Source organism: Pseudomonas sp. EGD-AK9 (assembly GCF_000465935.2).
Taxonomy (GTDB): Bacteria; Pseudomonadota; Gammaproteobacteria; order Pseudomonadales; family Pseudomonadaceae; genus Aquipseudomonas.
On sequence record NZ_AVOF01000684.1, the window covers coordinates 25,546 to 38,876 of the forward strand.

The following is a 13,331-nucleotide window of genomic DNA, read 5'->3' on the forward strand; positions in this document are numbered from 1 at the left end:
TTAGTCCTTGAGGAAGGCTTTGAAGCGGAACAGTTCGGTCAGGCGGTAGCCGCGGTAACGACCCATCGCCAGCATGAAGCCCACCAGGATCATCAGCACCGCCGGGAAGGTGAACACGAAGTACACCAGCTCCGGCACGCTCATCAGCAGGTGCGCCAGGGTGGCGGCGACCAGGGTGCCGATGGCGACCTTGAAGGCATGGCTGCCGCCGCGCTCTTCCCAGGTGATCGACAGACGCTCGATGGTCATGGTCAGAATCACCATGGGGAACAGCGCCACCGACAGACCGCGCTCCAGGCCCAGCTTGTGGCTGAACAGGCTGATGGCGGCGATCAGCACCACGACGAAGGTCAGTACCACCGACAGGCGCGGCAGCATCTGCAGCTTGAGGTGCTCCAGGTAGGAGCGCAGCGACAGGCCGAGTGCGGTGATCACGGTGAACAGGAAGATGCCGAAGCCCAGCTGGGTCTCGCGGAAGGCCAGGGCGATCAGCACCGGGGTGAAGGTGCCGAGGGTCTGCAGGCCGCCGAGGTTACGCAGGATCAGGATCACCAGCACGCCGATGGGGATGACGATCATGATCTGGAAGGTCTGCTGGGTCGACAGCGGCAGGCCGTACAGCGAGTACTCGAGGAAGTCGGCGTCGGTGGTTTCGTCGGTCAGCTTGGCCAGGCGAATGGCGTTCATCTCGCTGTTGTTCAGGCTGAAGCTGACTTGCGCCTGCTTGCCGCCCTCCAGGCTGACCAGGTCGCCATCGCCGATCCACCACACCAGGCGGTCGGCCGGCAGACCCTGTTCGCCGCTTTCCGGGTTGAAGTACAGCCACTTCTCGCCGTTGAAGCTGCGCAGCCAGAGTTCCGGCGACTGGCTGGTCTCGGCCTGCAGGCGAATGGTGTGCACGCGCTCCATCGGCACGTGGGCGATGGACAGCAGCAGGTCGATCACCTTGGCCTTGTTGGCCGTGGAGGCGTCGCCGCCGAGCAGCAGCTTGACGTTGTCGTCATTGGCGTTGTTGACCCGCTTGATGGTCTCGCTGATGAAGGTTTCGACGTCGGCCGAGTGCTGGCGGATGGGCGCGAGCAGGGCGTCGGCGGCGATCTTCTCCGCACCTTCGACCGGGATGCTGTCGCGGAAGATCGGCCCCTTGGCCGGCGTCTGTTCGCCGCTGTAGCGCTTGGTCAGCACCAGGCGGTAGTAGAGGGTCTGCTTGCCGCTGGCGCGACGGGCCGACCAGGTGACGCGGCGGTTGCCGTCGGCACGGTTGACGCTGACGCCATAGTTGTTGGAGATGAAGCTCTCGTTGAGGCTGACGTAGTCCTGGTTCAGCGGCGGCACGTACATCTGCAGCTTGACCGGCTCGCGCGGGCTGGCCTGGAACTCGACCTTGGCGTCGATGTTCCACAGGTCGTCGGTCTCGTCTTCGGTCACCGGAATGCCGAGGATGAAAATTTGGTATGCCGTAATCAGAACGCCCAGGGCCACCAACAAGGTGATCAGGACTTTCAGATGCAGGTTCAGAGAGCGCATGGGGAGTTACTCGCCAGGGGTTGCGTCAGAGTCGCAGCCGGGTTTGCCGGCGGCGTATTTAAGGCTTGGATCGACCAGGGCTTCGAAGTGCTTGAGCGCTTCGGAGCCGATCAGCAGCGGGTATTGGAATGCACTACGGTCGGTCAAGTTCACTTCGATGGTGCGCAGGGCCTGACCCATGCACAGCTGCAGCTCGATCACCGGGCGCGCCGTGTAGGTCTTGCCTTCATCCGGGTCGTAGTCGCCGGCGCGGCGCTTGATCTTGCTGATCCGCGCCAGCGGGCGTTCGATGGTCTGCTCCTGGCCGCCGTCGATGGCCAGGACGAAACGCACCCAAGTCTCGCCGTCGCGCTTGAAGCGTTTGATGTCGCGGGCGCTGAGCGAGGCGGTCTTGGCGCCGGTATCGAGTTTGGCGGCAACTTCCAGGTCGAAGTCGAGCACGCGGGTGTATTCGTTGAGGCCATAGACGGTTTTGCCCACCGCGAGACTCGGGCAGGACAGGGCCAGCAGGCAAAGCAACAAGGCGAAGGGCTTGAGTGTCATAAGTCCTTGAAGGGAATGTTGCCAGGGGCGTGTGGGCGACTGGCGGCGGATAACCGGCGCGTTTGCTTGCCAGGAGTCTAGCAGGCATGGCCGGGCGCAAGGCCCGGTCTGAGCGGGCGCCATTCTAGCATGGGGTTTTTCCGTGCTGACAGACGCTTATGTAGCTTTCTGCAAGTAAGGTCGGCGGTTGGCTGGCGGAGTGGCCTGCTACAGATTGTCGACAATGACTAATTTTTCTTTGACAAGAATCGGGCTTGAGCTTATTTTTTCGCCATTGCATAGCCATGGTGTCGACAATCATGTTGATCGATTCAACGCTCACCGCTGCGCCCCAGGCCGATTCGGAGACGCTTTCCGAGCACGTCTTTCGCCTGATCCAGGCCGCCATCGTCAAAGGCGAGATCGCCCCCGGCAGCAAGATCTCCGAGCCCGAGCTGGCGCGCACCTACGGCATCAGTCGCGGGCCGCTGCGCGAAGCGATCCACCGTCTGGAAGGGCAAAAGCTGCTGGTGCGCGTGCCCCATGTCGGCGCGCGAGTGGTGTCGCTGTCGCACGCCGAGCTGATCGAACTGTACGAGATCCGCGAATCCCTGGAAGGCATGGCCTGTCGCCTGGCCGCCGAGCGCATGAGCCAGGGCGAGATCGACGAGCTGCGCCGGGTGCTGGACACCCACGAACGCGACGAGGCCTTTCAGGCCGGCCGGGGTTACTACCAGCAGGAAGGCGATTTCGATTTCCACTACCGGATCATCCAGGGCAGCGGCAACGAGACCCTGGCCAAGATGCTCTGCGGCGAGCTGTATCAGTTGGTGCGCATGTATCGCCTGCAGTTCTCCTCGGTGCCGAACCGGCCGCGCCAGGCTTTCGCCGAACACCACCGCATTCTCGATGCCATCGCCGAGCGTGACGGCGAGCTGGCCGAACTCCTGATGCGCCGCCATATCGGCGCCTCCAAACGCAATATCGAGCGCCATTATCTGGATGCTCAGTCCAAGACAGCCAAGAAACGAGGTGAGTCATGAGTCAGCTTTCCCCCGGCCAGCGCTTCCGCCAGGCCCTCGCCATCGAGACGCCGTTGCAGGTGATCGGCGCAATCAACGCCAACCATGCGCTGCTGGCCAAGCGCGCCGGTTTCCGCGCCCTCTACCTGTCCGGTGGCGGCGTCGCGGCCGGCTCCCTGGGCCTGCCGGATCTGGGCATCAACACCCTCGATGACGTGCTCACCGACGTGCGCCGCATCACCGACGTGTGCGACCTGCCGCTGCTGGTGGATATCGACACCGGCTTCGGCCCGAGCGCCTTCAATATCGAACGCACCATCAAGAGCCTGATCAAGGCTGGCGCCGCCGCCGCGCATATCGAGGACCAGGTCGGCGCCAAGCGCTGCGGCCACCGTCCGGGCAAGGAAATCGTCTCCTGCGAGGAAATGGTCGACCGCGTGCGCGCCGCCGCCGACGCCAAGACCGACCCGAATTTCTTCCTGATCGCCCGTACCGACGCGATCCAGGCCGAGGGCGTGGACGCCGCCATCGAGCGCTGCCAGGCCTACGTCGAGGCCGGCGCCGACGGCATCTTCGCCGAGGCCGCCTATGACCTGCCGACCTACAAGCGCTTCGTCGAGGCACTGAACGTTCCGGTGTTGGCCAACATCACCGAATTCGGCGCCACCCCGCTGTTTTCCCGCGACGAGCTGGCTTCGGTCGGCGTGGCCATCCAGCTCTACCCGCTGTCGGCCTTCCGTGCCGCCAACAAGGCGGCAGAGGCGGTTTACACCTCGATCCGCCAGAACGGCCACCAGAAGGACGTGATCGAGCTAATGCAGACCCGCGCCGAACTCTATGACCGCATCGGCTACCACGCCTTCGAGCAGAAGCTCGACGCGCTGTTCGCCGCGAAAAAATAACAATGCATCAACCGGATTCGAGGAGATAAGAGATGAGCGCCGAAACCACTGCCGGCTTCAAACCGAAGAAATCGGTCGCCCTGAGCGGCACCGCCGCCGGCAACACCGCCCTGTGCACCGTCGGCCGCACCGGCAACGACCTGCACTACCGCGGCTATGACGTGCTCGACTTCGCCAACCGCTGCGAGTTCGAGGAAATCGCTCACCTGCTGGTGCATGGCAAGCTGCCCAATGTCGCCGAACTGGCCGGCTACAAGGCCAAGCTCAAGGCCCTGCGTGGCCTGCCGGCTGGCGTCAAGGCCGCCCTGGAAACCCTGCCGCCGTCCGCCCACCCGATGGACGTGATGCGCACCGCGGTGTCCGTGCTCGGCTGCCTGCAGCCGGAGAAGGACGACCACAACCACCCGGGCGCGCGCGATATCGCCGACAAGCTGATGGCGTCCCTCGGGTCCGCGTTGCTGTACTGGTACCACTACAGCCACAACGGCAAGCGCATCGAGGTGGAAACCGACGACGACTCCATCGGCGGCCACTTCCTCCACCTGCTGCACGGCGAAAAGCCTCGCGATTCCTGGGTGCGCGCCATGCACACCTCGCTCAACCTGTACGCCGAGCACGAATTCAACGCCTCGACCTTCACCTCGCGGGTGATCGCCGGCACCGGCTCCGACATGTTCAGCTGCATCGCCGGCGCCATTGGCGCGCTGCGTGGGCCCAAGCACGGCGGCGCCAACGAGGTGGCCTTCGAGATCCAGAAGCGCTACGACAATCCGATTGATGCCGAGGCCGATATCCGCGCCCGCGTCGAGCGCAAGGAAGTGGTGATCGGCTTCGGTCACCCGGTCTACACCGTCAGCGACCCGCGCAACAAGGTGATCAAGGAAGTGGCCCGCGAGCTGTCGGTGGAGCAGGGCAACACCAAGATGTTCGACATCGCCGAGCGCCTGGAAAGCGTGATGTGGGAAATCAAGAAGATGTTCCCCAACCTCGACTGGTTCAGCGCCGTGAGCTACCACATGATGGGCGTGCCCACCGCCATGTTCACCCCGCTGTTCGTCATCGCCCGCACCGCCGGCTGGTCCGCGCACGTCATCGAGCAGCGCATCGACGGCAAGATCATCCGCCCGAGCGCCAACTACACAGGCCCCGAAGACCTGAAGTTCGTGCCGCTCAAGGAGCGCAAGTGATGAATACTCAGTACCGTAAAAGCCTGCCCGGCACCGCGCTGGATTACTTCGACGCCCGCGAGGCGGTCGAGGCGATTCAGGCCGGCGCCTGGGACAAGCTCCCCTACACCTCGCGCGTGCTCGCCGAGCAGCTGGTGCGCCGCTGCGAGCCGCAGGACCTGACCGCCGCGCTGGAGCAGCTGGTCCATCGCAAGCGCGACCTGGATTTCCCCTGGTACCCGGCGCGGGTGGTCTGCCACGACATCCTCGGCCAGACCGCGCTGGTCGACCTGGCCGGCCTGCGTGACGCCATCGCCGAGCAGGGTGGCGATCCGTCCAAGGTCAATCCGGTGGTGCCGACCCAGTTGATCGTCGACCATTCGCTGGCCGTCGAGGCGCCGGGCTTCGACCCGGATGCCTTCGAGAAGAACCGCGCCATCGAGGACCGGCGCAACGAGGACCGCTTCCACTTTATCGACTGGACCAAGACCGCGTTCAAGAACGTCGACGTGATCCCGGCCGGCAACGGCATCATGCACCAGATCAACCTGGAGAAGATGAGCCCGGTGATCCAGGCGCGCGGCGGCGTAGCCTTCCCCGACACCTGCGTCGGCACCGACTCGCACACCCCGCACGTCGACGCCCTGGGCGTGATCGCCATCGGCGTCGGCGGCCTGGAGGCCGAGACGGTGATGCTCGGCCATCCGTCGATGATGCGCCTGCCCGACATCGTCGGCGTCGAGCTGACCGGCAAGCGCCAGCCCGGCATCACCGCCACCGACATCGTCCTGGCCATCACCGAGTTCCTGCGCAAGGAGCGCGTGGTCGGTGCCTGGGTCGAGTTCTTCGGCGAGGGCGCCGACAGCCTGACCATCGGCGACCGCGCCACCATCTCCAACATGTGCCCGGAATACGGCGCCACCGCCTCGATGTTCTATATCGACGGCCAGACCATCGACTACCTCAAGCTCACCGGCCGCGAGCCGGAGCAGGTGGCACTGGTGGAGAACTACGCCAAGACCCTCGGCCTGTGGAGCGATGCGCTGAAGACCGCCGAGTACGAGCGTGTGCTGCGCTTCGACCTGGGCAGCGTGGTGCGCAACATGGCAGGCCCGAGCAACCCGCATCGCCGCCTGCCCACTTCGGCGCTGGCCGAGCGCGGCATTGCCGACGAGACCAAGCTGCAAGCCGGCAAGGGCGAAGAAGCCCAGGGCCTGATGCCTGACGGCGCGGTGATCATCGCCGCCATCACCAGCTGCACCAACACCTCCAATCCGCGCAACGTCATCGCCGCCGGTCTGGTGGCGAAGAAGGCCAACGCCCTGGGCCTGGTGCGCAAGCCCTGGGTCAAGACTTCATTCGCACCGGGTTCGAAAGTCGCCAAGCTGTACCTGGAGGAGGCCGGCCTGCTGCCGGAACTGGAGAAACTCGGTTTCGGCATCGTCGCCTACGCCTGCACCACCTGCAACGGCATGTCCGGCGCGCTGGAACCAAAGATCCAGAAGGAAATCATCGACCGCGACCTGTACGCCACCGCCGTGCTCTCGGGTAACCGCAACTTCGACGGCCGTATCCACCCCTACGCCAAGCAGGCCTTCCTCGCCTCGCCGCCGCTGGTGGTGGCCTATGCGATCGCCGGTACCGTGCGCTTCGATATCGAGCAGGATGCGCTGGGCACCGATGCCCAGGGTAATCCCATCACCCTCAAGGACCTGTGGCCGAGCGACGAGGAGATCGACGCCATAGTCGCGGCGAGCGTGAAGCCCGAGCAGTTCAAGCAGATCTATATCCCGATGTTCGACCTCGGGACGGTGAAGGAAGCCGACAGCCCGCTGTACGACTGGCGGCCGATGTCCACCTATATCCGCCGCCCGCCGTACTGGGAAGGTGCGCTGGCCGGCGAGCGTACGCTCAAGGGCATGCGTCCGCTGGCGATCCTGCCGGACAACATCACCACCGACCACCTGTCGCCGTCCAACGCCATCCTGGCGGACTCGGCGGCCGGCGAGTACCTGGCGAAGATGGGCCTGCCGGAGGAGGACTTCAACTCCTACGCCACCCACCGGGGCGATCACCTGACCGCGCAGCGCGCCACCTTCGCCAACCCGCAACTGGTCAATGAAATGGCCGTGGTCGATGGCCAGGTGAAGAAGGGCTCGCTGGCCCGCGTCGAGCCGGAAGGCAAGGTGATGCGCATGTGGGAGGCCATCGAAACCTACATGAACCGCAAGCAGAACCTGATCATCGTCGCCGGCGCCGACTACGGCCAGGGTTCGTCCCGCGACTGGGCGGCCAAGGGCGTGCGCCTGGCGGGTGTCGAGGTGATAGTCGCCGAGGGCTTCGAGCGCATCCACCGCACCAACCTGGTGGGCATGGGCGTGCTGCCGGTGGAGTTCAAGCCGGGTACCACCCGCCTGACCCTGGGTCTGGATGGCACCGAGACCTACGACATCGAGGGCGAGATTTCGCCGCGCTGCGACCTGACCCTGGTGGTCAATCGCCGCAACGGCGAGGTGGTCAAGGTACCGGTGACCTGCCGCCTGGACACCGCTGCCGACGTCAGCGTGTACAAGGCCGGTGGCGTGCTGCAGCGCTTCGCCAAGGACTTCCTCGAAGGCGCGGTCGCCTGATTTCGTAGGGAGGATGGCGCTTTTCCATCCACCGTGGCTGGTTCCACGGTGGATCGGTGAGGCGTGATCCACCCTGGGATTCATTTATCTTCCAGCCAGGACTCACCTATGGCTCAGCAACCCCAGATCAAGATTCCTGCCACCTATATCCGTGGCGGTACCAGCAAGGGCGTGTTCTTCCGCCTGCAGGATCTGCCCGAGCGCTGCCAGGTGCCGGGCGCGGCGCGCGATGCGTTGTTCATGCGCGTGATCGGCAGCCCCGACCCGTACAGCGCGCATATCGACGGCATGGGCGGCGCGACCTCGAGCACCTCCAAGTGCGTGATCCTGTCGAAAAGCAGCCAGCCCGAACACGACGTCGACTACCTCTACGGCCAGGTCTCCATCGACAAGGCCTTCGTCGACTGGAGCGGCAACTGCGGCAACCTGTCCACCGCGGCCGGGGCCTTTGCCATCCATGCCGGCCTGGTCGATCCGGCGCGGATTCCCGACAACGGCACCTGTGTGGTGCGTATCTGGCAGGCCAATATCCACAAGACCATCATCGCCCATGTGCCAATCAGCAATGGCCAGGTGCAGGAAACCGGCGACTTCGAGCTGGATGGGGTGACCTTCCCCGCGGCGGAGATCGTGCTGGAGTTCCTCGACCCGTCCGACGATGGCGAGGAGGGCGCCTCGATGTTCCCCACCGGCAATCTGGTCGATGACCTCGAAGTGCCCGGCGTCGGTACCTTCAAGGCGACCATGATCACCGCCGGCATCCCGACCGTGTTCGTCAATGCCGAGGACATCGGCTATCAGGGCACCGAACTGCGCGAGGCCATCAACGGCGATCCGGCGCAACTGGCGCGTTTCGAGCAAATCCGCGTGGCCGGCGCGCTGCGCATGGGCCTGATCAAGAAGGCGGAAGAAGCGGCTACCCGCCAGCACACGCCGAAGATCGCCTTCGTTTCCCCGCCGAAGAGTTACAAGGCCTCCAGTGGCAAGCAGATAGAGGCTGGCGAGGTCGATCTGCTGGTGCGTGCGCTGTCCATGGGCAAGCTGCACCACGCCATGATGGGCACCTGCGCAGTGGCCATCGGCACGGCCGCGGCGATTCCCGGCACCCTGGTCAACCTGGCGGCCGGCGGCGGCGAGCGCGAGGCGGTGCGGTTCGGTCATCCGTCCGGCACCTTGCGCGTCGGCGCCCAGGCGAAGCGGGTCGACGGCCAATGGACGGTGACCAAGGCCATCATGAGTCGCAGTGCGCGCATCCTGATGGAAGGCTGGGTACGGGTGCCGGGCGACAGTTTCTGATGGCGAAAACTGGAAAAGGCTCGAAATTGCGAGCCTTTTTCTTTTTAAAACAGCTTGTTATGGAGATTACTTGAGCCGGCGCTCTACACCTTTTTCCACCAGGATCTTGGCGGAAATCTCTTCCACCGAGAAATGCGTGGAGTTGATATAGGCGATGTTCTCGCGGCGGAACAGGTTCTCCACCTCGCGCACCTCGAACTCGCACTGGGCGAAGCTGGCGTAGCGGCTGTTGGGCTTGCGCTCGTGGCGGATGGCGGTGAGCCGGTCGGGGTCGATGGTCAGGCCGAACAGCTTGTTCTTGTATGGCTTGAGCGCGGCCGGCAGTTGCAGGCGCTCCATGTCGTCCTCGGTCAGCGGGTAGTTGGCGGCGCGAATGCCGTACTGCATGGCCATATAAAGGCAGGTGGGGGTCTTGCCGCAGCGCGACACGCCGACCAGGATCAGGTCGGCCTTGTCGTAGTAGTGGGTGCGTGCGCCGTCGTCGTTGTCCAGGGCGAAGTTCACCGCCTCGATGCGCTCCATGTAGTTGGAGTTCTGCCCGATGGAGTGGGACTTGCCCACCGAGTAGGAGGAGTGCGAGGTCAGTTCCTGCTCCAGCGGCGCGAGGAAGGTGGAGAAGATGTCGATCATGAAACCGTTGGCGGTGGCCAGTACGTCGCGGATGTCCTGGTTGACGATGGTGTCGAAGATGATCGGGCGTGCGCCGTCCCTTTCGGCAGCCAGATCGATTTGTTGTACCATGGCGCGCGCTTTATCGACGCTGTCGATATAGGGACGCGTCAGTTTGGTGAATTGAATATTCTCGAACTGCGCGAGCAGGCTCTGGCCCAGGGTTTCGGCGGTGATGCCGGTGCCATCGGAGATAAAGAAAGCGGTTCGTTTCATTTGCGCCAAAGGCCTTAAGCTGAGTTCGATTCTTGGCTATCATAGGCCGCGTTTTTCGCCGGCCCCACCGGGTTCGGCATTGTTACTTATACAAGGGCCAGGCCACAATCTCGCGATCTTGAGTTCGCCGGACCTTCCAGAGCCCCCTGAGCTTTTCCAACACCGTTAGTGGAGAGATCACCTTGGTAGAGTACGTAGTTTCCCTCGATAAGCTCGGCAATCACGATGTTGAGCATGTGGGGGGCAAGAACGCATCCCTCGGCGAGATGATCAGCAACCTGGCTGGTGCCGGTGTCTCGGTTCCCGGCGGTTTCGCCACTACGGCTCAGGCCTACCGCGACTTTCTCGAGCAGAGCGGCCTGAACGCGCAGATCCACGCGGCCCTCGATGCCCTCGACGTCGACGACGTCAACGCCCTGGCCAAGACCGGTGCGCAGATTCGCCAGTGGGTGATGGACGCCGAGTTCCCGGCCGAACTGGACAAGCAGATCCGTGATGCCTTCGCCACCATGAGCGCCGGCAACGACAACATGGCCGTGGCCGTGCGTTCCTCCGCCACCGCCGAAGACCTGCCGGACGCCTCCTTCGCCGGCCAGCAGGAGACCTTCCTCAACATCCGCGGCGTGGACAACGTGATCCGCGCGGCCAAGGAAGTCTTCGCCTCCCTGTTCAACGACCGCGCCATCGCCTACCGCGTGCACCAGGGCTTCGACCACAAGCTGGTCGCCCTGTCCGCCGGGGTGCAGCGCATGGTGCGCTCGGAAACCGGCACTGCCGGCGTGATGTTCACCCTCGACACCGAATCCGGCTTCCGTGACGTGGTCTTCATCACCGGCGCCTACGGCCTCGGAGAGACCGTGGTGCAGGGCGCGGTCAACCCCGACGAGTTCTACGTGCACAAGCCGACCCTGGAAGCCGGCCGCCCGGCGATCCTGCGTCGCAACCTGGGCAGCAAGGCGATCAAGATGGTCTACGGCGACGAAGCCAAGGCCGGTCGCTCGGTCAAGACCGTGGAAGTCGACCGCGCCGAGCGCGCGCGCTTCTGCATCAGCGACGCCGAGGTCAGCGAGCTGGCCAAGCAGGCACTGATCATCGAGAAGCACTACGGCCGGCCGATGGACATCGAGTGGGCCAAGGACGGCGACGACGGCAAACTATACATCGTCCAGGCCCGCCCTGAGACCGTGAAGAGCCGCGCCAGCGCCACCGTGATGGAGCGCTACCTGCTGAAAGAGAAGGGCACCGTACTGGTGGAAGGCCGCGCCATCGGCCAACGCATCGGCGCCGGCAAGGTGCGGGTGATCCACGACGTCTCCGAGATGGACAAGGTGCAGCCGGGCGACGTGCTGGTCTCCGACATGACCGACCCGGATTGGGAACCAGTGATGAAGCGCGCCAGCGCCATCGTCACCAACCGCGGCGGGCGTACCTGCCACGCGGCGATCATCGCCCGCGAGCTGGGTATTCCGGCTGTGGTCGGTTGCGGCAACGCCACTCAGGTGCTGAAAGACGGCCAGGGCGTCACCGTCTCCTGCGCCGAGGGCGACACCGGCTTCATCTTCGAAGGTGAGCTGGGCTTCGACATTCGCAAGAACTCGGTCGACGCCATGCCCGAGCTGCCGTTCAAGATCATGATGAACGTCGGCAACCCGGACCGCGCCTTCGACTTCGCCCAGCTGCCCAACGAAGGCGTGGGCCTGGCCCGTCTGGAATTCATCATCAACCGCATGATCGGCGTGCACCCCAAGGCGCTGCTGAACTTCGCCGGTCTGCCGGCCGAGATCAAGGACAGCGTCGAGAAGCGCATCGCCGGTTACGGCGATCCGGTCGACTTCTACGTCGAGAAGCTGGTCGAGGGCATCAGCACCCTGGCCGCCGCGTTCTGGCCGAAGAAGGTCATCGTGCGGCTGTCGGACTTCAAGTCCAACGAATACGCCAACCTGATCGGCGGCAAGCTCTACGAGCCGGAAGAAGAAAACCCGATGCTCGGCTTCCGCGGCGCCTCGCGCTACATCAGCGAGTCCTTCCGCGACTGCTTCGAGCTGGAATGCCGCGCGCTGAAGAAGGTGCGCGGCGAGATGGGTCTGACCAACGTCGAGATCATGGTGCCCTTCGTGCGCACCCTGGGCGAGGCCTCGCAAGTGGTCGAGCTGCTGGCCAGCAACGGCCTGGCCCGCGGTCAGGACGGTCTGAAGGTGATCATGATGTGCGAGCTGCCGTCCAACGCCATCCTGGCCGAGGAGTTCCTCGAGTTCTTCGACGGCTTCTCCATCGGTTCCAACGACCTGACCCAGCTGACCCTGGGCCTGGACCGCGACTCTGGCATCGTCGCCCACCTGTTCGACGAGCGTAACCCGGCGGTGAAGAAGCTGCTGGCCAACGCCATCGCCGCCTGCAACAAGGCCGGCAAGTACATCGGCATCTGCGGCCAGGGTCCCTCGGACCACCCGGACCTGGCCAAGTGGCTGATGGAGCAGGGCATCGAGAGCGTCTCGCTGAACCCGGACTCGGTGCTCGACACCTGGTTCTTCCTCGCCGAGACTCAACCCGCCTGAGGCCGTGCCTGACGGCGACAAAGGGCGGGTCGATCCCGCCCTTTTTTGTGCACCGCCGTCTCGCAAGCCGCTGTGAAACGATCTCTCCCGGCAATATTTTGTGTAAGCGCTTCCGGTCGTCCGATCCATGCAAAGCAGCAGTGAGCTTTTCCCCGTCGCCCTGATCAGCGCCGAATTGCGCGGCGATCTCAGCGAGGACGTCTACCTTGTCAAACCCAACAACAGCCCGGACTCCAGCGTCGAGCTGGCCCTGACCCGTCTCGGCCTGGCCGGTGCCGAAGATGCGCGCGGGGTGCCGGTGGTGCTGCTGCACGGCAGCTTTTCCAACCGGCGTTTCTGGTACTCGCCCAGGGGCGTCGGCCTGGGCGCGTACCTGGCGCGTGCCGGCTTCGATGTGTGGATCGCCGAGATGCGCGGCCACGGCCTGTCGCCACGTAACGAGGGCTACCGCCACAACAGCGTGGCGCAGTACGTGCGCCACGACCTGCCGGCCATCGCCGCCTTCATCGCCGAGCAGAACGGGCAGGTCGCCCACTGGATAGGTCATTCCCTGGGGGGCATCACCCTGGCCGCGGCGCTCGGCGGCGGCTACCTGGACGCCCGGCAGGTGCGCTCGGCGGCGCTGTTCGGCAGCCAGATCAGCCGCGTCCACTGGCCGCTCAAGCTGCCGCCGGTGGAGTGGAGCGGGCGTCTGCTGCTCAAGGGCCTGCCCTATATTTCCGGGCGGCGGATGAAGCAGGGGCCGGAGGACGAACCCATCGGCATCGCCCTGGAGAGCCTGCGCTGGCACGGCCTGTTCGGCCGCTTCGGCGACCGCGAGCAGGAT

General features: G+C 64.6%; 10 protein-coding genes. 7 read left to right on the forward strand and 3 right to left on the reverse strand.

Going from position 1 to position 13,331, the window contains the following annotated elements; genetic code table 11:
* Positions 1-1,527 (reverse strand): inactive transglutaminase family protein, encoded by a 1,527-nt coding sequence (locus N878_RS22760; RefSeq protein WP_021445812.1) that lies wholly within the window; start codon positions 1,525-1,527, stop codon positions 1-3.
* A 6-nt stretch (positions 1,528-1,533) separates the two neighbouring features.
* Positions 1,534-2,070, reverse strand: a complete 537-nt coding sequence (locus tag N878_RS22765) for an ATP-dependent zinc protease (protein ID WP_021445813.1) — start codon at positions 2,068-2,070, stop codon at positions 1,534-1,536.
* A gap of 299 nt (positions 2,071-2,369) precedes the next feature.
* On the opposite strand from N878_RS22765, the gene N878_RS22770 reads away from it, so the two are divergent.
* From N878_RS22770 to prpF, 5 genes are all read left to right on the forward strand, one after another.
* Complete coding sequence (locus tag N878_RS22770; RefSeq protein ID WP_021445814.1) at positions 2,370-3,092, forward strand: GntR family transcriptional regulator; 723 nt, start codon at positions 2,370-2,372, stop codon at positions 3,090-3,092.
* Positions 3,089-3,973, forward strand: a complete 885-nt coding sequence (gene prpB / locus N878_RS22775) for a methylisocitrate lyase (protein ID WP_021445815.1) — start codon at positions 3,089-3,091, stop codon at positions 3,971-3,973. The genes N878_RS22770 and prpB overlap by 4 nt, the downstream gene beginning before the upstream one ends.
* 32 nt (positions 3,974-4,005) lie before the next feature.
* A complete protein-coding gene (prpC, locus tag N878_RS22780) occupies positions 4,006-5,160 on the forward strand; it encodes a 2-methylcitrate synthase (RefSeq protein ID WP_021445816.1) in 1,155 nt (384 codons plus the stop codon).
* Complete coding sequence (acnD, locus tag N878_RS22785; protein WP_021445817.1) at positions 5,160-7,769, forward strand: Fe/S-dependent 2-methylisocitrate dehydratase AcnD; 2,610 nt, start codon at positions 5,160-5,162, stop codon at positions 7,767-7,769. Before prpC ends, acnD begins: the two co-directional genes overlap by 1 nt.
* Before the next feature lie 108 nt (positions 7,770-7,877).
* On the forward strand, positions 7,878-9,065 hold the full coding sequence (prpF, locus tag N878_RS22790; RefSeq protein WP_021445818.1) for a 2-methylaconitate cis-trans isomerase PrpF: 1,188 nt from the start codon (positions 7,878-7,880) through the stop codon (positions 9,063-9,065).
* Between the two features lie 66 nt (positions 9,066-9,131).
* On the opposite strand, the gene N878_RS22795 is transcribed toward prpF, so the two are convergent.
* The gene (locus N878_RS22795) at positions 9,132-9,950 is read right to left on the reverse strand and encodes a pyruvate, water dikinase regulatory protein (protein WP_021445819.1); all 819 of its coding nucleotides are present in this window, start codon (positions 9,948-9,950) and stop codon (positions 9,132-9,134) included.
* Positions 9,951-10,132: 182 nt separating this feature from the next.
* On the opposite strand from N878_RS22795, the gene ppsA reads away from it, so the two are divergent.
* A complete protein-coding gene (ppsA, locus tag N878_RS22800; protein WP_031303835.1) occupies positions 10,133-12,505 on the forward strand; it encodes a phosphoenolpyruvate synthase in 2,373 nt (790 codons plus the stop codon).
* Between the two features lie 127 nt (positions 12,506-12,632).
* A partial coding sequence (locus tag N878_RS22805; protein WP_021445821.1) for an alpha/beta fold hydrolase occupies positions 12,633-13,331 on the forward strand: 699 nt, incomplete at its 3' end.

Excerpts from the sequence above, each read along its gene's own strand:
- N878_RS22760 (WP_021445812.1), bottom strand. The coding sequence starts at position 1,527 with ATGCGCTCTCTGAACCTGCATCTGAAAGTCCTGATCACCTTGTTGGTG.
- N878_RS22765 (WP_021445813.1), bottom strand. The coding sequence starts at position 2,070 with ATGACACTCAAGCCCTTCGCCTTGTTGCTTTGCCTGCTGGCCCTGTCC.
- N878_RS22770 (WP_021445814.1), top strand. The coding sequence starts at position 2,370 with ATGTTGATCGATTCAACGCTCACCGCTGCGCCCCAGGCCGATTCGGAG.
- prpB (WP_021445815.1), top strand. The coding sequence starts at position 3,089 with ATGAGTCAGCTTTCCCCCGGCCAGCGCTTCCGCCAGGCCCTCGCCATC.
- prpC (WP_021445816.1), top strand. The coding sequence starts at position 4,006 with ATGAGCGCCGAAACCACTGCCGGCTTCAAACCGAAGAAATCGGTCGCC.
- acnD (WP_021445817.1), top strand. The coding sequence starts at position 5,160 with ATGAATACTCAGTACCGTAAAAGCCTGCCCGGCACCGCGCTGGATTAC.
- prpF (WP_021445818.1), top strand. The coding sequence starts at position 7,878 with ATGGCTCAGCAACCCCAGATCAAGATTCCTGCCACCTATATCCGTGGC.
- N878_RS22795 (WP_021445819.1), bottom strand. The coding sequence starts at position 9,950 with ATGAAACGAACCGCTTTCTTTATCTCCGATGGCACCGGCATCACCGCC.